This is a genomic window from Pseudarthrobacter sp. Y6, assembly GCF_050156205.1.
In the GTDB taxonomy this organism is placed as follows: domain Bacteria; phylum Actinomycetota; class Actinomycetes; order Actinomycetales; family Micrococcaceae; genus Arthrobacter.
Genome location: NZ_CP189574.1, coordinates 224285 through 243470 on the forward strand (window position 1 = coordinate 224285; position 19186 = coordinate 243470).

The 19186-nt window shown below is 63.8% G+C and carries 19 protein-coding genes and 2 tRNA genes; 17 read left to right on the forward strand and 4 right to left on the reverse strand.

Translation table 11 applies throughout. The features are described 5' to 3' along the window. Window positions 1–136 precede the first annotated feature (136 nt). From dnaN to ACQCSW_RS01125, 11 genes are all read left to right on the forward strand, one after another. A complete protein-coding gene (gene dnaN, locus ACQCSW_RS01075; protein ID WP_111908389.1) occupies window positions 137–1261 on the forward strand; it encodes a DNA polymerase III subunit beta in 1125 nt (374 codons plus the stop codon). A gap of 123 nt (window positions 1262–1384) precedes the next feature. Further along, on the forward strand, window positions 1385–2269 hold the full coding sequence (gnd, locus tag ACQCSW_RS01080) for a phosphogluconate dehydrogenase (NAD(+)-dependent, decarboxylating) (protein WP_426989129.1): 885 nt from the start codon (window positions 1385–1387) through the stop codon (window positions 2267–2269). Window positions 2270–2314: 45 nt separating this feature from the next. Next, the gene (gene recF, locus ACQCSW_RS01085; protein WP_426989130.1) at window positions 2315–3523 is read left to right on the forward strand and encodes a DNA replication/repair protein RecF; all 1209 of its coding nucleotides are present in this window, start codon (window positions 2315–2317) and stop codon (window positions 3521–3523) included. Beyond that, entirely contained in the window at window positions 3510–4067 is a 558-nt protein-coding gene (locus ACQCSW_RS01090; protein WP_111908392.1) for a DUF721 domain-containing protein, read from the forward strand. Before recF ends, ACQCSW_RS01090 begins: the two co-directional genes overlap by 14 nt. A gap of 374 nt (window positions 4068–4441) precedes the next feature. Continuing rightward, a complete protein-coding gene (gene gyrB, locus ACQCSW_RS01095) occupies window positions 4442–6532 on the forward strand; it encodes a DNA topoisomerase (ATP-hydrolyzing) subunit B (RefSeq protein ID WP_354252045.1) in 2091 nt (696 codons plus the stop codon). A 59-nt stretch (window positions 6533–6591) separates the two neighbouring features. Next, on the forward strand, window positions 6592–9270 hold the full coding sequence (gyrA, locus tag ACQCSW_RS01100; RefSeq protein WP_426989131.1) for a DNA gyrase subunit A: 2679 nt from the start codon (window positions 6592–6594) through the stop codon (window positions 9268–9270). Further along, window positions 9267–9941: a DUF3566 domain-containing protein gene (locus ACQCSW_RS01105; RefSeq protein WP_426989132.1), complete on the forward strand. Its 675-nt coding sequence runs from the start codon at window positions 9267–9269 to the stop codon at window positions 9939–9941. Before gyrA ends, ACQCSW_RS01105 begins: the two co-directional genes overlap by 4 nt. Window positions 9942–10040: 99 nt before the next feature. Beyond that, window positions 10041–10114, forward strand: a tRNA-Ile gene (locus ACQCSW_RS01110). Between the two features lie 69 nt (window positions 10115–10183). Next, complete coding sequence (locus ACQCSW_RS01115) at window positions 10184–10300, forward strand: DLW-39 family protein (RefSeq protein WP_220093096.1); 117 nt, start codon at window positions 10184–10186, stop codon at window positions 10298–10300. 72 nt (window positions 10301–10372) lie between these two features. Beyond that, window positions 10373–10448: transfer RNA gene (locus ACQCSW_RS01120), tRNA-Ala, on the forward strand. Between the two features lie 70 nt (window positions 10449–10518). Next, window positions 10519–11463 carry a DMT family transporter gene (locus tag ACQCSW_RS01125; protein WP_426989133.1) on the forward strand — a complete coding sequence of 315 codons (945 nt, stop codon included), beginning with the start codon at window positions 10519–10521 and terminating at the stop codon, window positions 11461–11463. A 20-nt stretch (window positions 11464–11483) separates the two neighbouring features. On the opposite strand, the gene ACQCSW_RS01130 is transcribed toward ACQCSW_RS01125, so the two are convergent. After that, complete coding sequence (locus ACQCSW_RS01130; protein WP_354252049.1) at window positions 11484–12359, reverse strand: glycosyltransferase family 2 protein; 876 nt, start codon at window positions 12357–12359, stop codon at window positions 11484–11486. A 136-nt stretch (window positions 12360–12495) separates the two neighbouring features. After that, entirely contained in the window at window positions 12496–13479 is a 984-nt protein-coding gene (locus tag ACQCSW_RS01135) for a hypothetical protein (RefSeq protein ID WP_426989134.1), read from the reverse strand. Between the two features lie 155 nt (window positions 13480–13634). On the opposite strand from ACQCSW_RS01135, the gene ACQCSW_RS01140 reads away from it, so the two are divergent. The 3 genes from ACQCSW_RS01140 (at window position 13635) to ACQCSW_RS01150 (ending at window position 16197) form a co-directional block, all read left to right on the forward strand. Beyond that, on the forward strand, window positions 13635–14180 hold the full coding sequence (locus ACQCSW_RS01140) for a peptidylprolyl isomerase (protein ID WP_160675985.1): 546 nt from the start codon (window positions 13635–13637) through the stop codon (window positions 14178–14180). Window positions 14181–14188: 8 nt separating this feature from the next. Further along, window positions 14189–15070 (forward strand): rhomboid family intramembrane serine protease, encoded by an 882-nt coding sequence (locus ACQCSW_RS01145; protein ID WP_426989135.1) that lies wholly within the window; start codon window positions 14189–14191, stop codon window positions 15068–15070. Between the two features lie 653 nt (window positions 15071–15723). Next, window positions 15724–16197: a carboxymuconolactone decarboxylase family protein gene (locus tag ACQCSW_RS01150; protein ID WP_426989136.1), complete on the forward strand. Its 474-nt coding sequence runs from the start codon at window positions 15724–15726 to the stop codon at window positions 16195–16197. Between the two features lie 268 nt (window positions 16198–16465). Here the strand turns inward: ACQCSW_RS01150 and ACQCSW_RS01155 are convergent, their stop codons facing one another. Both ACQCSW_RS01155 and ACQCSW_RS01160 read right to left on the reverse strand, forming a co-directional pair. Beyond that, window positions 16466–17119 carry a DNA-3-methyladenine glycosylase I gene (locus ACQCSW_RS01155; RefSeq protein ID WP_426989137.1) on the reverse strand — a complete coding sequence of 218 codons (654 nt, stop codon included), beginning with the start codon at window positions 17117–17119 and terminating at the stop codon, window positions 16466–16468. Window positions 17120–17138: 19 nt separating this feature from the next. Next, the gene (locus tag ACQCSW_RS01160) at window positions 17139–17393 is read right to left on the reverse strand and encodes a cell division protein CrgA (protein ID WP_354252055.1); all 255 of its coding nucleotides are present in this window, start codon (window positions 17391–17393) and stop codon (window positions 17139–17141) included. A gap of 175 nt (window positions 17394–17568) precedes the next feature. Here ACQCSW_RS01160 and ACQCSW_RS01165 point away from each other — a divergent pair, with 175 nt between their 5' ends. From ACQCSW_RS01165 to ACQCSW_RS01175, 3 genes are read left to right on the forward strand one after another with little or no spacing between them, the layout of a single operon-like run. Then, window positions 17569–18354, forward strand: a complete 786-nt coding sequence (locus ACQCSW_RS01165) for a class E sortase (RefSeq protein WP_426989138.1) — start codon at window positions 17569–17571, stop codon at window positions 18352–18354. A gap of 2 nt (window positions 18355–18356) precedes the next feature. Further along, complete coding sequence (locus ACQCSW_RS01170; RefSeq protein WP_181577402.1) at window positions 18357–18527, forward strand: hypothetical protein; 171 nt, start codon at window positions 18357–18359, stop codon at window positions 18525–18527. Continuing rightward, entirely contained in the window at window positions 18524–19165 is a 642-nt protein-coding gene (locus ACQCSW_RS01175) for an aminodeoxychorismate/anthranilate synthase component II (RefSeq protein WP_111908708.1), read from the forward strand. Before ACQCSW_RS01170 ends, ACQCSW_RS01175 begins: the two co-directional genes overlap by 4 nt. The last annotated feature ends 21 nt before the right edge of the window (window positions 19166–19186 follow it).

The window sequence follows — 19186 nt, forward strand, 5'->3', positions numbered from 1 at the left end:
CCATCCTCGGGTTTCTTTGTGGTTCAGCAATCGAAGAACCATGCAGGTTCCGTTGTTGGGGCGCCAATACTTTTGGGCTCCCCATGGGAGTTTCAGGTTCAGACAAGGCAGCAGCAATGAAAGGCGGCACCCTTCCGTGAAGTTCAGAGTCGATCGGGACGTCCTGGCAGAAGCCGTCACCTGGACAGCCCGGTCGTTGTCTCCGCGGCCGCCGGTTCCAGTGCTGTCCGGCCTGCTCCTGAAGGCTGAAGCCGGCACGGTCAGCCTCTCGAGCTTTGACTACGAGACCTCCGCCCGACTGGAAATCCCCGCGGACATCACCGCTGAGGGAACCATCCTCGTTTCCGGCCGCCTCCTCGCAGACATTTGCCGCAGCCTTCCTTCCGCACCGGTGATGGTGGAGACCGATGGCAACAAAGTGACGCTGACCTGCCGCCGCAGCAGCTTCCACCTGGCCACCATGCCCGAGGCCGAATACCCGCCGCTGCCGGCGTTGCCCGCCATCAGCGGCACCGTCCCTGGTGACGCTTTTGCCCAGGCTGTGTCCCAGGTGATCATTGCGGCCAGCAAGGATGACACCCTCCCCATCCTCACCGGCGTCCGGATGGAGATCGAGGACGATCTCATCACTCTTCTGGCCACCGACCGTTACCGTCTGGCCATGCGCGAAGTGCCGTGGAAGCCCACCACACCGGGAATTTCCACCAGTGCACTGGTCAAGGCAAAAACCCTGAACGAAGTGGCCAAGACCCTTGGAAACAGCGGCGACATCAACCTCGCCCTTGCTGACGATGACAGCCGCCTGATCGGCTTCGAAAGCGGCGGCCGCACCACCACGTCGCTGCTCGTGGATGGCGATTACCCCAAGATCCGCTCGCTGTTCCCGGATTCCACCCCCATCCACGCAACCGTCCAGACGCAGGAACTTGTGGAAGCCGTCCGCCGTGTGTCGCTGGTGGCCGAACGCAACACACCGGTACGCCTCGCCTTCACCGAAGGACTGCTGCACCTGGATGCCGGCACCGGCGAAGACGCCCAGGCCTCGGAAGAGCTCGAAGCCCAGCTCTCCGGTGACGACATCACTGTTGCCTTCAACCCGCACTACCTAGTGGAAGGCCTGAGCGTCATCGAAACGAAGTACGTCAGGTTCTCCTTCACCACTGCGCCGAAGCCCGCCATGATCACGGCCCAGGCAGACGCCGACGGTGAGGACCAGGACGACTACCGTTACTTGGTCATGCCCGTCCGACTCCCCAACTAGTCCCCACCGCCCCCCTCGCCTCGCAAGCTCGGCCAGGGAACCCTGGCGGCGTGGGCCCAGGCAGTCGTTGTCGTTCTGGGCCCCAAAACGACAACCGACACCCAATGCAGAAAAGAGACTCCCGTGCATATTGGACTGATCGGCCTTGGCAAGATGGGTTTCAACATGCGCGAACGTCTGCGCAAGGGTGGCATTGAGGTTACGGGTTTTGACCGCAACCCGGAGGTCACCGATGTTGCCTCCGTGGATGAGTTGATTGCTGCCGTTCCGGCTCCGCGGCTGATCTGGGTCATGGTCCCGTCCGGCGCCATCACTGATGCCGTCATCACCGAACTCGGGAGCAAGCTCGACGCCGGCGACCTGGTGGTCGACGGCGGCAACTCCCGTTTCACCGAGGACCAGAAACATGGTGCCTCGCTGGCTGAGAAGGGCATCCGTTTCGCGGACTGCGGTGTGTCCGGCGGAGTGTGGGGCCTCCAGAACGGTTATGGACTTATGGCCGGCGGCGACGCCGCCGAAATTGAGCGGGCACTGCCGGTTTTTGATGTGCTTCGTCCCGAAGGCGAGCGGGCGGACAGCTTTGTCCACGTCGGCGGAATCGGTGCCGGACACTACGCCAAGATGGTCCACAACGGGATCGAATACGGTCTGATGCAGGCTTACGCCGAAGGCTACGAACTGCTGGCCGCCAAGGACATTGTTGACGACCTGCCCGGTACATTCCGCGCCTGGCAGAAGGGCACCGTGGTCCGGTCCTGGCTGCTGGACCTGATGGTCAAGGCTCTGGACGAGGACCCGGGACTCGAATCCATCGATGACTACGTCGAGGACTCGGGCGAGGGACGCTGGACCGTTGAGGAAGCCATTGCCAACGCAGTTCCGGCGCCTGCCATCACGGCTGCACTTTTCGCGCGCTTTTCCTCCCGCGAAGAAAACTCGCCCGCGATGAAGATGGTCTCAGCGTTGCGTCACCAGTTCGGCGGGCATGCCACCCGTCCCGCCAAGTAACATCCACCCCGGGACCCGCGGGTTCCGAGAATTGTCGAACACCGCGTGTACCTAGAACACCTTTCGCTCACTGACTTCCGCAGCTACGCCCAGGTTGACCTTCCCCTCGAACCGGGTGTCACCGTGCTCGTCGGGTCAAACGGCATCGGCAAAACCAACCTCATGGAGGCCATCGGGTACCTGGCCACGCTCAGCTCGCACCGGGTCAGTTCCGACGCTCCGCTGCTGCGGTTCGGTACGGACCGCGCGCTGGTCCGGGCCCGCCTGGTCCGCGGCGGGCAGACCACGGTACTGGAACTTGAGATCAATGCCAGCCGTGCCAACCGGGGGCGGATCAACCGCAGCAATCCCGTCCGGGCCCGGGATCTCCTCGGAATCTGCCAGACCGTGCTGTTCGCCCCCGAGGACCTCGCGCTGGTCAAGGGAGATCCGTCGAACCGCCGGCGGTTCCTCGATGAGCTGCTGGTCAGCCTCATGCCCCGGCACTCGGCGACGCGCACGGACTATGACCGTGTCCTGAAGCAGCGCAACGCCCTGCTCAAATCCGCCCGGGCCGGAAAATTCACTGCCGGCCATGAAGCCACCCTCGATGTCTGGGATCAGCACATGGCCCGGGCGGGCGCCGAGCTGCTGCACGCACGGCTGGAGCTTGTGGAACTACTGCGCCCGCATTTGGCCAAGGCGTATGCCCAGCTCACGGATGGCTCCAAGGAAGCCAACGCTGTCTACCGGTCCACCCTCCAAAACCTGATGGACGACGACGGCGGCGCAGCACCGGGTGCCGGCGGCGGTTCGCTGGCGGGAGAGTCCGCCGCTGTCGACAACCTGGGGGGCCTCACCGTCGAGGACCTCACCGGGCGCTATGTCCAGGCCTTTGCTGCCTCCCGCCGCAAGGAACTTGAACGCGGAATCTCCTTGGTGGGGCCGCACCGGGATGAGCTGGAACTGATCCTCGGCGAAGCGCCTGCCAAGGGATATGCCTCGCATGGCGAGACCTGGTCCATGTGCCTCTCCCTCCGGCTCGCCTCCTACTACGTCATGCTCGATGACGCCAGGACCGGTGGGTCTGCACCGATCCTCATCCTCGACGACGTTTTCGCCGAGCTGGATGTGCAGCGCCGGCGTAAACTGGCGGCAATAGTCTCCGGCGCGGAACAGGTCCTGGTGACCGCCGCCGTCGACGCCGATATCCCGGAGGAACTCTCCGGCCGGCGGGTGAAGGTCATTCCGGGAGGAATCGATGAACAAGGATGAAAAGGGCGGGATGCAGCCCGGCCGGGATCCTGACAATATCGATGCGCCCCAGGCTGCGCTGAACCGCATGCGTGAGGCCGCGGCAGCGCGCGGCGAAATCCGCAGAAAGGCACCCCCAAAGGCCGGCGCCGCCAAGACAAAGCGCGGGATCCGGGATACCCGGGGTTTCAGTCAGTTCCACTCCACCGGCCGTGATCCGCTGGGGCTCGGCAAAGTAGTGGGACGCCTCGTGGCCGAACGTGGCTGGAGCTCCCCGGTAGCGGTGGGTTCGGTCATGGCAGAGTGGGCCACACTGGTTGGCCCGGAGATTTCAGCGCACTGCACCCCGGAGAGCTTCACCGATACCACCCTTCACGTGCGCTGCGACTCGACGGCCTGGTCCACGCAGCTGCGGTTGCTGAGCAACAGCCTGCTGGAGAAATTCCGCACGGAACTGGGCGATGGTGTGGTCACCAGCATCCAGGTGCTCGGACCGTCGGCACCCAGCTGGCGCAAGGGCGGACGTACCGTCAACGGCCGCGGGCCGCGCGATACATATGGCTAGGCGCCGCCGTCGGCTCTTGAATATTCGTCCGGCGGCGTGTAGGGCGGTCCAACGCCCTTGGGGCGTATAGGAACCCGGAGGCGGGACCGCGAGGGCGCCCTAGGCGGGGTCAATGGCCTCGCATAGGCACATCCGGGTCCCGCGACGCCCGCCGGAATGCGGGTTTGCAGCCCATTTCACGATAGAATCACAGCAGATAACTGGGCGCCGGTGAAACGTTGACTGAGTCCGTTTTCCGCACGCTCTCCGCAGGCGGACTTCGGTCCCGCACGTCGACGTATCCGTCAGCGCCATCAGCTTGTGCCTGTTGGCGGATGCTTTCCCATGGAAGGACGCCGCCGGCCATCATCGAAAAAGAGGAGTCGACAGCACCTGTGGCTAACGACAATACAGATACCCAGGCAGTGGAACGCGCAGCGGAGGACGTACCTACCCCCGATACGCCGGCGGAGGCCGTGACACCCCGGGAATACGGCGCAAGCGACATCACCGTACTTGAGGGCCTCGAAGCCGTCCGGAAACGCCCGGGCATGTACATCGGTTCCACCGGACTGCGCGGCCTGCACCACCTGGTCTATGAAGTGGTGGACAACTCTGTTGACGAGGCGCTGGCCGGGTACTGCACGCACATCGAAATTGTCCTGCAGGCCGACGGCGGCGTCAAAGTTGTTGATGATGGCCGTGGAATCCCGGTGGACATTCATCCCACCGAGCACAAACCCACTGTTGAAGTTGTTATGACCATCCTGCACGCCGGCGGCAAGTTCGGCGGCGGCGGTTACGCCGTCTCGGGCGGCCTCCACGGTGTGGGTATTTCCGTGGTGAATGCGCTGTCCAGCAGGGTGGACACTGAAGTCCGGCGCCAAGGCAACGTCTGGCGGATGTCCTTCGCCGACGGAGGCAAGCCCCAGGGCGGGCTGGTCAAGGGTGAAGAGTCCGAGACGACCGGCACCACCCAGACTTTCTACCCGGACGCGGGCATTTTCGAATCCACGGAATTTGATTTCGAGACCCTTCGGGCACGCTTCCAGCAGATGGCCTTCCTGAACAAGGGCCTGCGCATCACCCTCACGGACGAGCGAACCGCAGCGGCAAGCGCGGACGCCAATGAGGACCTTGACCTTGACGTGGTGGTCACCGAAGGTGAAGTCACCGCTGAGCACCGCACCGTGGTGTACCAGTACGACGACGGCCTGCTGGACTATGTGAAACACCTGAACTCGGGCAAAAAAGTTGATGTCGTCCACGAGGACGTTATTTCCTTCGAAACCGAGGATACGGAACGGCACATCGCGCTGGAAATGGCGATGCAGTGGACCAACGCGTATTCCGAGAGCGTCCACACGTACGCCAACACCATCAACACCCACGAAGGCGGCACCCACGAAGAGGGCTTCCGCGCCGCGATGACCTCCCTCATCAACCGCTACGCGCGGGAGAAGAGCATCATCAAGGAAAAGGATGACAACCTCACGGGTGACGATATCCGTGAAGGCCTCACCGCGGTCATCTCGGTGAAGCTGGCCGAGCCGCAGTTCGAGGGCCAGACCAAGACCAAGCTCGGCAACTCCGAGGTCAAGGGCTTCGTCCAGCGCGTTGTCACCGACGGCCTGGGCGACTGGCTGGAGCGCAACCCCGGCCCCGCCCGTGATGTCATCCGCAAGGCCATTTCCGCGGCCCAGGCCCGGATGGCCGCCCGGAAGGCCCGTGACAATGCACGCCGCAAGAGCCCGCTGGAATCCTTCGGGATGCCCGGCAAACTGTCCGACTGTTCCTCGAAGGATCCCGCCCGCTGCGAGGTGTACATCGTGGAGGGCGACTCCGCCGGCGGTTCCGCCAAGCGCGGCCGCAACCCTGAAACCCAGGCCATCCTGCCGCTGCGCGGCAAGATCCTGAACGTGGAGCGGGCCCGGCTGGACAAGGCCCTGGGCAACACCGAGGTCCAGTCCATGATCACCGCGTTCGGTACCGGCATCGGTGAGGACTTCGACCTCAGCAAGCTCCGGTACCACAAGATCGTGCTGATGGCCGATGCTGACGTTGACGGCCAGCACATCACAACGCTGCTTATGACGCTGCTGTTCCGCTACATGCGCCCGCTGATCGAAAACGGCTACGTCTACCTGGCGCAGCCCCCGCTGTACCGGATCAAGTGGTCCAACGCGCCGCACGACTACGTCTTCAGTGACAAGCAGCGCGATGCCAAGCTCCTGTCCGGGCAGGCCGCCGGCCGCCGTATTCCGAAGGACAACGGCATCCAGCGCTACAAGGGCCTGGGCGAGATGGACTACACCGAGCTGTGGGACACCACCATGGACCCGGACCACCGCACCCTCCTGCAGGTCACCATGGATGATGCCCTGGCAGCGGACCAGACCTTCTCCACACTGATGGGCGAAGACGTGGAGTCCCGCCGAAACTTCATCCAGCAGAACGCCAAGGACGTCAGGTTCCTGGATATCTGACCGGTTCACCGAGTAGATATTCCAAGCCCGACATATACCTGAAACGGAAAATATAAACGATGAGTGACGAGACACCCGAGAACCCGGCGGAATCCGCCGATCTTCCGGAAACCGTTCTTGAAGGCGACGTGCTGGTTGACCGTGTGGAGCAGGTGGACCTGCAGACGGAAATGCAGCGCTCGTACCTGGACTACGCCATGGCCGTTATTGTGGGCCGTGCCCTTCCTGACGTGCGCGATGGCCTCAAGCCCGTGCACCGCCGCGTGCTGTACGCGATGTTCGACGGCGGTTACCGGCCGGAACGGTCGTTCAACAAGTGCGCCCGTGTGGTGGGCGAGGTCATGGGCCAGTACCACCCCCACGGCGACACCGCGATCTACGATGCGCTGGTCCGCCTGATCCAGGACTGGACCATGCGCTACCCGCTGGCCCTGGGCCAGGGCAACTTCGGTTCGCCGGGCAATGACGGTGCCGCCGCCCCGCGGTACACCGAAACGAAAATGTCCCAGCTGGCCATGGAGATGGTCCGGGACATCGACGAGGAAACCGTCGACTTCCAGGACAACTACGACGGCAAGAACCAGGAACCCACCATCCTGCCGGCGCGTTTCCCCAACCTGCTGGTCAACGGCTCCTCCGGCATTGCCGTGGGCATGGCCACGAACATTCCGCCGCATAACCTCCGGGAAGTGGCTGACGGCGTCCAGTGGTACCTGACCAATCCGACGGCCACCCGCGAGGAGCTGCTCGAGGAGCTGCTCCTCCGTATCAAGGGACCCGATTTTCCCACCGGCGCAACCATTCTCGGCCACAGGGGCATTGAGGACGCGTACCGGACGGGCCGCGGCTCCGTCACCATGCGCGCCGTGGTCAACGTCGAGGAACTCCAGGGCCGCACGTGCCTGGTGGTCACCGAACTTCCCTACCAGGCCAACCCGGACAACCTGGCCATCAAGATCGCGGAGCTGGTCAAGGATGGCAAGATTTCCGGCATCGCGGACCTCCGCGACGAGACCTCCGGCCGCACCGGCCAGCGGCTGGTCATTGTGCTCAAGCGCGATGCCGTGGCCAAGGTGGTGCTGAACAACCTCTACAAGCACACCGATCTGCAGAGCAACTTCTCAGCCAACATGCTGGCCATCGTGGACGGGGTTCCGCGGACGCTGAGCCTGGACGCCTTCATTCGCCACTGGGTAACGCACCAGATGGACGTCATTGCGCGCCGGACCCGGTACCGCCTGCGCAAGGCCGAAGAAGAGGCGCACATCCTGCGTGCCCTCCTGAAGGCCCTGGACGCGCTGGATGAAGTCATTGCGCTCATCCGTGCGTCCAACACCACCGAAGCCGCGCGCGACGGACTGATGCAACTGCTGGACATCGACGAACTGCAGGCCCGGGCCATCCTGGACATGCAGCTGCGCCGCCTGGCAGCCCTGGAACGCCAGAAGATCCAGGACCGCCATTCCGAACTCGAGGCCCTGATCGCCGAGTACAACTCGATCCTTGCCTCCGAGGAACGCCAGCGCGAAATCATCAGCACCGAGCTGGGCGAGATCGTGGCCAAACACGGTGATGACCGCCGCACCAAGATCCTGATGGGCTTCGACGGCGACATGTCCATGGAGGACCTGATCCCCGAAGAGGAAATGGTTGTCACCATCACCCGCGGCGGTTACGTCAAGCGCACGCGAAGCGACAACTACCGGTCGCAGCAGCGCGGCGGCAAGGGCATCAAGGGCGCCCAGCTCCGCGGTGACGATGTGGTGGAGCACTTCTTCGTGACCACCACCCACCACTGGCTCCTGTTCTTCACCAACCTCGGCCGGGTATACCGGGCGAAGGCTTATGAACTGGTGGAGGCCGGCCGAGATGCCAAGGGACAGCACGTCGCCAATCTGATGGCTTTCCAGCCGGACGAACACATCGCCCAGGTCCTGGACATCAGGGACTACCAGCAGGCTCCTTACCTGGTGCTGGCCACGAAGCGCGGCCTGGTCAAAAAGACCCGGCTGGAGGACTACGACACCAACCGCTCCGCCGGCGTCATCGCGATCAACCTGCGTGACGAGGACGAACTGGTTTCCGCCCAGCTGGTCTCCGAAACGGATGACCTCATGCTGGTCTCCCGCATGGGCCAGTCCATCCGCTTCACCGCCACCGACGACGCCCTGCGTCCCATGGGACGGGCCACATCCGGTGTCACAGGCATGAAGTTCCGCGAGGACGATGAACTGCTGGCGGCAGACGTCGTCACGGATGGTTCGTTTGTTTTTGTCGTCACCGAAGGCGGGTACGCCAAACGCACCGCCGTGGAGGAATACCGCCTGCAGGGCCGCGGCGGCCTCGGCATCAAGGTGGGCAAGTACCAGGAGGAACGCGGCCACCTCGTGGGCGCCCTGATTGTCCAGGAAGAGGACGAGGTCCTGGTGGTCATGGAAGGCGGCAAGGTTGTCCGTTCATCAGTGGCCGGCGTACCTGCCAAGGGCCGCGACACCATGGGCGTTATCTTCGCGAAGCCGGACAAGAATGACCGCATCATTGAAGTGGCCAGGAACAGCGAACGCGGCCTCGAGGGCGAAGAATCCGTGGACGATGACGTAACGTTGGCTGAAGAGGCCGGGTCCCCCGAGGGATCCGCAGGGTCAGCATCAACGGCAGAAACATCACCGGCTGTTGAGCCAGAGGACGCCTCCGGCGACGCTGAGCCGAACGAAGACTACACCGGAGGTAACGAGTGAGTAATCCCGACTCATATCCCAAACCGAGCAGCAATGTCCCCGGCGGAACGCCGCCGCCCGCGGCCGCACCCCGGGTGAACGCCCCCGTCCGTCCGCAGCAGCGCCCGCCGGCCCCTACCGGCGCGCCAGGGCAGCGTCCGGCCGTTCCCGGCCAGCGCCCTCCTGCGGAGGATCGGGTTCCGGCAGGCCAGGCAGGACAGCGCGCCGGGCAGGGCAGGCCACCGGCAGGTCAGACCAGCCAGCGCCCAGTGCAGGGCCGGTCTCCGCAGGGCCAGCCCGGCCTGGTCAAGCCTGCACCCAAGGCCAAGGTCAGGCGTGCACGGCTGCTGGTCAGCAAGGTGGATCCCTGGTCTGTCCTGAAGATGGCATTCCTCCTGTCGGTGGCGCTGGGAATCGTCACCGTCGTGGCCGCCATCGTCCTCTGGACTGTCCTGGACCTCACGGGAATCTTTGACCAGGTGGACAGCCTCCTGGGCACCCTGGCAGGCTCTGAGGGCGGCGGGTTCGAACTGAAGAAAGTCGCGTCCCTGGGCCAGGTGGCTTCCTTTGCCACGATCATCGCCGTGGTGAACGTTGTCCTGCTGACGGCGCTGTCCATGCTGTCAGCGGTGCTTTACAACATCTCCGCAACGCTTGTTGGTGGCATCGGCGTCACCCTCACGGACGACTGAAAACCCATAATTTCACCGGAAATTCTCCGGCGAAATGCCTCGATTTGAGATCGGGCCGGGATGTGCTGTAAAGTCATGTCTCGGCCCGATGAGGCATCGGGGCGTATAGCTCAGGCGGTTAGAGCGCTTCGCTGATAACGAAGAGGTCCCAGGTTCAAGTCCTGGTACGCCCACGGAACCTGTGCAGGTTCAAAGGAAGGTCCGGTTTGCTTCACGGCAGGCGGGACCGGAACGGGGAGCATGTGAAGAAGTTGCTGGTACTTGCAGCTGCGATCGCAGGCGTCCTGCTCTACAGGAAAGCACAGGAATCCGAGGCCCGGAAAATAGTCTGGAGCCAGTCGACCGACAAGGTTGAATAGGCCGGATTCCCGGACCGGGAGCTTGCAAAAGGCTCCATGGTTCTAGGGTATGATTGACGGGTTGCTTCTTATGGGGGCATGGCGCAATTGGTAGCGCACCTGCTTTGCAAGCAGGGGGTTCGGGGTTCGAGTCCCCGTGCCTCCACCATAAGAAAGTCCCGGACAGCCGAAACGCTGTCCGGGACTTTTTCGTTAATGCAGAACAGTATGGTTGAACGGTGAACTTTCTTCTTGCGGCCGTTGGCGTCCTGGGCGTGGCGTCGTCCGGGCCGTTGATCGCCGCGACCCTCGGTGCCACCACCGTCAGTGCCCTCGCCATCGCCTTCTGGCGCAACGCCATCGGGGCTGCCGTGATGGCCACCCCCACACTGGTCCGCGAACCCCGGCAGTTCGGCCGGATCACCGGCCCCGAGTTCCGATGGTCGCTGCTGGCCGCCGTCGCCCTGGCCCTGCACTTTGCCTGCTTCATCACGTCCCTCCAGCTCACCTCCGTGGCTGCTGCCACCGCCCTGGTCTGCTTGCAGTCGGCCTGGATCGCGGTTTTCCAGCTCTTCCGCGGAACCAGGCACCGCTGGCAGGTGCTGGCAGGTCTCGGGATCGCCTTTGGTGGCGTTGTGACCATCACCGGGTTCGACATGGGACCCTCGCCTGAGGCGCTCCTGGGCGACCTGCTGGCCGTCGCTGGCGGAGCCCTGGCCGGCCTCTACACGCTTGCCGGCGGCAAGGCCCGCCAGACCATGACCACGGGAACGTACACCACGCTCTGCTATGGGATGTGCGCGGCCATTGTGGCGGTGCTGGCGCTCTTCAGTGGCCAGCCGCTGGTGGGGTTCGACGCCGTTGGCTGGGTAGGGATCCTGGCCATCACCGTGTGTGCCCAACTGGTGGGTCACACCGCCTTTAATCACCTGCTGGCCACCATGAGCCCGTTGTTGGTGTCGATGATCATCCTGCTCGAAATCCCCGGCGCAGCCGTCCTGGCCGCGGTCTTCCTGCACGAGACTCTGCCCGCCGGCACCTACGGCGGGCTGGGGCTCATCCTCGTAGGCCTCGCCGTCGTGGTTCTGGGACAGCGGTCAGGCTTCAGGAAGCGGCGCGAAGGCTCCGGCGCGCGTGCGGATGAACCGCCGTCGGACCGTCTGGCTGAACTCGGAACGGACTGAGGCCCGCCCGGGAGGCGGGCTTATTGTCCGCCGCGGCGGACAGGCTGGGCGGTGTTGACCGTGTGGATCGCCCGCAGGAGCTTCGCCGGGAAGTAAACCGAGAAGAACACCACCATGGGTGCCTTGAGGGCCATTTTCTTGACGTTGTGGGCCTTGTAGGTACGGTCGAAGCGGGTCACGTAATACCGGTAGTCCCGCGGTGAATCCTCGAGCCGACGGGCGGACATCCCGGACACCATCTGGGGCCAGTACTGGACTTTGAGTTCGTGGTCGGCGAGGTGCAGGGAGAGGTCGATGTCCTCGTGCATCTCGTCTTTCTCGTCACGGCAGGTTTCGTCCCGGATGGTTTCCCATGCCGTAGCACGCAGGGCCATGTTGGAGCCGAACAGGAAGTGGTACTGGTGCTTGGCGAGCTTGAGCATCAGCTGGCGCATCTTGTCGTCTGCCTTGAGCCCGAACCGCCGCATCGGCATGTCGTAGTAGACCACCGGTCCGGTGGCTGCCTGGACTGACGGGTCAAAAAAGGCCTTCTGGACCTGTTCCACCCAGTCCGGCTCTACAACCGAATCGGCGTCGATGCGTCCCAGGACGTCGCCGGTGGCGTGGTTGAGGCCAAAGTTTCGGGTGGGAATCAGGCCCTGGTCCCGGTCCTGGCTGAGCAGGATGATGGGACTTTCCGGATACTCCAGCTGCATCTGCGCCACGATGGCGGCGGTGCGGTCAGTGGAGAGGTTGTCCACCACGATGATCTCGTGGGCCGGCACCGACTGATACACCGCAGCGATGAGACACTGCCGGATGACACTTTCCTCGTTGTAGGCCGGGATGACAACGGACACGCGCGGCAGCTGTGCTGCGTCGTTCAAGGCATCCCCAGAGGATTTATCGGCTGACATCAGTTCAAATTTAGCACCGATCGGGATTTGTCCTGCCAACGACTGGGTCCAGTCCGGACAAACACTGGGAAAACACTGAAAGGGCCCCGCACCTGGCGGAGCCCCTTCAATGGACGGCGCGACGGCGCCGGAAGTGCTAGTTGCTGCTCTTGTCCGCGGAACCGTTCATGTTGGCCGCGATGTTCTTGATGGCGGTCTTGGCATCGGTGGACGCCTTGGCTGCCGCGTCGGCCGATTCGTCGGCGACGTGCTTGGCCTTCTCTGCCGCGTCCTCCACGGTGTCCTTCGCGTCCGCGGCGACATCCTTCGCCTGGTCGGCCACGGCGTCAGCGGCCGAAGCCGCGGCGGCTGCAGCCTTGCTGGCTGAGTCCTCGGCCGTGTCCTTGGCGTCGTTCACTGTGGTGGCAGGAACCGGTGCAGGAGTTGGCGTGACAGGAGACGGGGTCTTCCACGGGTCTTCCACGGTCTTGGAGGCCTTCCAGGCGGCGACGCCGGCGGCGACGGCCGCGGCGATGATGCCGAACACCAGCCAGCCGCGCTTCTTGGGCTTCTGGGGCTGGGCGATCTGGACCCCTACAGCCTTACCGGCTTCGTGCGCGGCGGCCTTGAGCTGGGTGCCGGCCGTCTGGGCCTGTTCCTGGAGGGAATGCACTACTCCGGAATCGGCAAGTCGCTGGGCGACGGCGTCCACGTGGGACGGCGCGCTTTCCAAGGTGCGGTGGACGGCGTCGGACGCGTGGCCGATCTGGTCCGAAAGGCGCGGCAGGTATTCCACCACCACGCGGTCCCTGGCGTTCTGGATGACGGGAGTGGCCTTGTCCAGGGCTTCGTACAGGCGCGGAGTGGCGACCTCAACGGCGTCGTGGATTTTCGGGGCGAGCTGGGCGAGCCCCTCCTGGATGCGCGGTGTCACTGTTGCAACGCCGTCGGCAAGGTTGTGGGCCGCGGTCTTGAGCCCTTCCTGGATCCTGGGAGATGCGGTGTCCAGGCCATGCTGGAGGCGGGGAACGGCCCAATCCACTGCTGCTTCCACGCGGGGGGATGCCCAGTCCTTGGCACTCTCAACTGCGCTGTTGACTGACTGTTCAAGGTCGCGGGCAATACGATCCGATTTCTTCACAACTACCTCCCGATTAATGTGACGGTTCTGTTGTTAGCCTACGTGCCTTGACCTGCACCGGCTATTCTTCCCGCGGATTTACGGCTGATTTCACCCAGCGCGGAACTGCCGGTCCAGCCCCTTCCGCGTTGACCTGCCGTGAAAGAATAGGCGGCATGACTGCAATCGCAACTGCAAAAGCAACCATCCACACCAGCCTCGGCGACATCGTCGTTAATCTCTTCGGCAACCATGCGCCGAAGACGGTCAAGAACTTCGTTGGCCTGGCCACCGGTGAGCAGGCCTGGACCCACCCCGAGACCGGCGAGGACAAGACGGGCACGCCGCTGTACGACGGCACCATCTTCCACCGCATCATCAAGGACTTCATGGTCCAGGCCGGCGATCCGCTGGGCCGCGGCGTGGGCGGACCGGGCTACAAGTTCGACGACGAGATCCACCCCGAACTCAGCTTCAATGCCCCCTACAAGCTGGCTATGGCCAACGCCGGCATCCAGGCAGGCAAGGGCACCAACGGCTCACAGTTCTTCATCACCACCATCCCCACCGACTGGCTGCAGGGCAAGCACAGCATCTTCGGCGAGGTTGCTGACGAAGACTCCAAGAAGGTCGTCGACGCCATCGAGGGTGTCCGCACCGGCATGGGTGACCGCCCGGTTGAGGACGTCACCATCAACAGCATCGACATCGAGCAGCTCTAGCCCATCGCATGAGCTACGGAATTCCGGCGGCTGAGCCGTCCGCGCAGGTTCCGGTGTGCCCCAGGCACCCGGACAGGCCCTCCTATGTGCGCTGCCAGCGCTGCGGGCGCCCAGCGTGCCCGGACTGCCAGCGGGCGGCCGCCGTCGGATTCCAGTGTGTTGACTGCGTCAACGAAACCAAACGGACGACGCCGGCAGTCAAGACTGTCTACGGCGGCGCCGCGGCAACCGGCAAGCCGATGGTGACGTTTGGAATCATCGCCGTGTGCGCGGTGATGTACGTTCTGCAATGGGTGGTTCCCGGCGAATGGATCTACCAGAACCTGGCGTTCGCCAATGTGTTTGCCACTCCCGAATTTGGTGAGTTCGAGCCGTGGCGGATGCTGACGGCGGCTTTCCTGCACTCACAGGGATTCATCCTCCACATTGTGCTGAACATGTACATGCTGTGGATTTTCGGCCAGGCACTCGAACCGCTCCTGGGTCCGGTCCGCTTCTTGGCGTTGTATCTCATCTCTGCCATCGGGGGGTCCGTCGGCTACCTTCTCCTGACCCCCGGCTACGCGCCTGGCGTGCCTCTTGCCGGAGTGGTGGGCGCCTCGGGTGCGATCTTTGGACTCTTCGGGGCGATGCTCCTGGTGCAGCGTCACCGCGGCGGGGATACGCGGCAGCTATGGGTCCTGATCGCCATCAACGGCGTGATCGGATTTGTGGTCCCCCAGATCGCCTGGCAGGCGCACCTGGGCGGGCTCGTCACAGGCGCCCTTTGCGCTGCCGTGATTGCGTACACGCCCGGGGGCCCGCGGCAGGGCGTGCTGCACGCGGCCGGACTGGTAGGAGTGGTTCTCCTTCTGGCCTTGGCGAGCTGGCTCCGCGTCACGGCCGGCTGACCGCCCGGGTCCTCGGACCCACCTCTTACAGACCATTTCAAGACCCCGGTGTCCCAGCGGACGCCGGGGTCTTTTGCTGTGCCCTGTGAGGCCCCCGCACAGCGCTGCCGCATACTTCCTGGCCTTCTCGGCGGGCGAGCAGCGCGAGGTCAGCGGCCAGCCCTTGGGACCCACTTAAGTTACCCACAGGGGTTATCCACACTGTTGGTAACTTACACGGGTGTAGTTCAGGATTGCGATGTTCCCCTACTCCCGGATGTCCGCCCTTTTCCCGGATTTGATCCTCCTGTTGTCCACAATTGTGGAAAACACCTGGGGGTGCGCCTGTGCTTAAGTGGAAAAACACGCCATTTGAGCCGGGTCTGTGGATATCTTGGCCATTTTCCGCGTTGCGGGCCCACAGGAGGGGATCCGGGCTGCCCGTATCAACAGGGTTGTTCACAGTGTTAATAACTTACAGACGTGTAGTTAACCTTCGGTGTTTCCCAGACTGGGGCACCTGAGGGGGTCCCCACGGTCCTCCCCGTGGATTGTTGTCCACACCTGTGGATAAGTTGTGGGTAGCGCAGTGTTAGTAAGTGGAAAACACCTGTCTGTGCGAGGGTGTTCGTACGCAGCATCCGATCCACAACCTTCCAGCCAGGAGGACCGCCTTGAGCGCCACCGCCACAACCCAGCACATCTACCTCGACAAGCAGCACCCCGCGGTATGGCGTGCCCTCAACGGTCTGGGGCTGAAAGTGCGCGAAGCCGCCGACGCAGCCGGGATTGACCGCAAGACCATTGAGCTGCTCAACGTGCGGACCTCCCAGATCAACGGCTGCGCCTATTGCCTCGACATGCATGTGCGGGACGCCGTGGAGGGCGGGGAGAGCCACCAGCGGCTCGCCGTCCTGCAGGCATGGCGGGAGACGGTCCTGTTCACGGACAAGGAGCGGGCGGCCTTGGCCCTGGCCGAATGCATCACCGAGCTGCCGGACCACCGGGCCCGCGAGGTTGAGGAAGGATATGCCCGTCAGCACCTCAGTGCCGACGAATTCTCGGTGGTTAGCTGGCTGGTGATCACCATGAACGCTTTTAACCGGGTGTCCATCACCAGCCACCATCCGGTCCGCCGCGACCGCTGAGCGGGCCACGGGCCAGGCGCTAGTCGAGAGCGCCCCGACCGCTGAGCGGGCCAGGCGCTAGTCGAGAGCGCCCCGGGCGAGGAACACCAAGGACGCCGAGTTTGGGGGCGGTGTGAATTATCCACAGCTAATCCACACTGTTAATAACTGTGCGCTGGAGCACTCTGGCTCGCGTCCCGTGCGTCAGGGCCTGCAACTGATGCCAATACGCTGGCTTGGGCGAAAGTTATGCACAGTGTGGATAACTTTTCCAACAGCTGGGGAAAACTTACCCCGCGGGACGCCCGGTCAGGCCGGTCCAGACGCCTGAGGAACCGCGCCGGTGGCTGTCCAGAAGATGGGTGTCCACCATGCCGATGGCTTCCATCAGCGCGAACATGGTGGTGGGGCCAACGAACGAGAACCCTTGCTTCCGCAGCGCCTTGGACAGCGCCACCGATTCCGGTGATTGCGTGGGGATCTCCGCGTGCGTGACCGGCTGGGGAGTCGTTCGGGGCTGGAACTGCCAGACGAAGTCAACCAGGCCTTCCCGCTCGCGAAGCGCGATGGTGGCCTGGGCATTGGTGATGGCGGCGCGGATCTTGAGCCGGTTGCGGACGATGCCGGGATCCAGGAGCAGCCGCTCAACATCCGCTTCCGTAAAAGCGGCAACAGCGTCCGGATGGAAGTCGAGGAAAGCCTGACGGAAGGCAGGGCGCTTCCGGAGGATGGTGGCCCAGGACAGACCTGCCTGGAATCCCTCAAGGCAGATGCGTTCATAGAGGCCCTGTTCGTCCCGGACAGGCAGGCCCCATTCGGCATCGTAGTACTCGCGCAACAGCGGATCCACGGCGGCCCACGGCGGACGGGCGAGGCCGTCGTCGCCCAGGACGGTTCCGTCCACACCCTCGTTTCGGGGCTGGGCGGCGGCCGCGGGAGTCATACGGGTCCGGCGGCCAGGGTCAGGAACGCCAGCGCGTGGTCATCAGGAAGCCGATGATGGCAATGCCGAAGCCGGCCACGATGTTCCACGATTCCCAGGCCTGGACAGGGAACCGGCCCTCGCTGATGTAGAACGTGATGATCCAGAAGAGCCCGATGATCATCAGGCCGAACATCACCGGCTTGAACCAGACAGCGTTGGGCTTATACGTCTGAGCCCCGGAAGCGGGCTGCGCGGCGCTGGAAGTCTTCTTGCGTGGCTTTGACTCGGGCACGTGCTCTCCTTGGCGGACTGGAGCAAGCTCGGCGTCTCGGGCTTGATATCCTGCAAGAAGGAAGTTGCCAGCGGTCTGCGCGATCTTGGTCAAATCTGGATTCTTACTAGCAGTCAATTCTAGCCGTAGTTCAGGGCACTCAAACGCCCATCGCGGCCACCCCGGAGGAGAACGCGTGGTATTGCAGGAGAAGGCGAGGCCCGCCGTTGTTCCGGGCGCAGGCGCCACTATTCTGCGTGGGACCGTGCAGGTGCTCGGCGAACTTCTCATCACGGCCGGCATTATTCTCTTGCTCTTTGTGGGCTGGCAGCTGTGGTGGACCAACGTGGAATCCGACGCCAAGCAGAGTGCAGTCATCAAGGAATTCGCCCTGGGGCTGCGCGGTACGGTGCCCGCAGTCCCGGAACCGGGTCCAGCGGCAGCGCCCGTGGATTACGGTGCCCCGGTCGTTTCCGTGGCACCAGGCCATGCCGGCACCATCGGCATCATGTACATCCCGCGGTTTGGCACCAACTACACCCGGCCCATCGTGCAGGGAACCACCGGGGATGTCCTGGATACGCTGGGGCTTGGCCATTACGTTAACACGGCCATGCCCGGCGCCGTCGGGAACTTCGCCGTGGCCGGTCACCGGCAAACCCATGGTGCCGTCCTGGACAATATCCACACCCTTGTTCCGGGGGACAAAATCTACGTCCAGACCAAGGATGGCTATTACATCTATGTCTTCCGCAACAACCAGATTGTGATGCCGTCCCGGACCGATGTCCTGGAACCGGTCCCCACCCGTCCCGGCATCACTCCCACCGAAAGCTTCCTCACCATGACCAGCTGCAATCCGCGCTTCGGCGCCGAGGAACGCATCATCGCCTACGCGCTGCTGGACAGCTGGCGGCCTGCCTCGGCGGGGCCGCCGGCCGAGATCGCCGCCCAGGTAGCCGCAGCGGTGGGAGGAAGCTGAGTATGTACGGTTGGATTTTCCGCCACCTGCCCGGCCCCCTCTGGCTGCGGATATTCACCTCGCTTGTGCTCATCGCCGGCGCACTGATCCTGATGGTTCAGTTCCTGTTCCCCTGGATGTCCGGGTTCACCGCATTCACCGACTCAACGATTGGTTCTGCAAGCCAGCCATGACCACAACCAAAATCCTGGTCGTAGACAACTACGACAGCTTCGTTTACACCCTGGTGGGCTACCTCCAGGAGCTCGGCGCCGAGACCGCCGTTGTCCGCAACGACGACGTGACCCTCGCAGAAGCCATCGAAATGGCCCAAACGCGCGACGGCGTCCTCATCTCACCCGGTCCCGGCAATCCTGCCGAAGCTGGCGTGTGCATCGAACTCATCAAGTGGTGCGGTGCGAACACCAAGCCGATGTTCGGTGTCTGTTTGGGCCACCAGGCACTGGCTGAAGCCTACGGCGGCACAGTGACCCACGCGCCGGAACTGATGCATGGCAAGACGTCGCTGGTGGAGCACAACGGCACCAGCGTGTTCGCCGGACTCCCCTCCCCCGTGACAGCGACGCGCTACCATTCGCTGGCAGCGGTAAGGGACACCATCCCCGACGTCCTGGAGATCACCGCCGAGACAGCGACCGGCGTCGTGATGGGCCTGCAGCACCGCACTGCGCCGCTGTGCGGCGTGCAGTTCCACCCGGAGTCGGTCCTGACCGAAGGCGGCTACCAGATGCTGGGCAACTGGCTCGAGTCCCTGGGAATGGCGGGAGCGGCCGCCCGCGCCGCCACACTGAGCCCGCTCATCCAGCACTGACCGGAACACACAAACAACGAG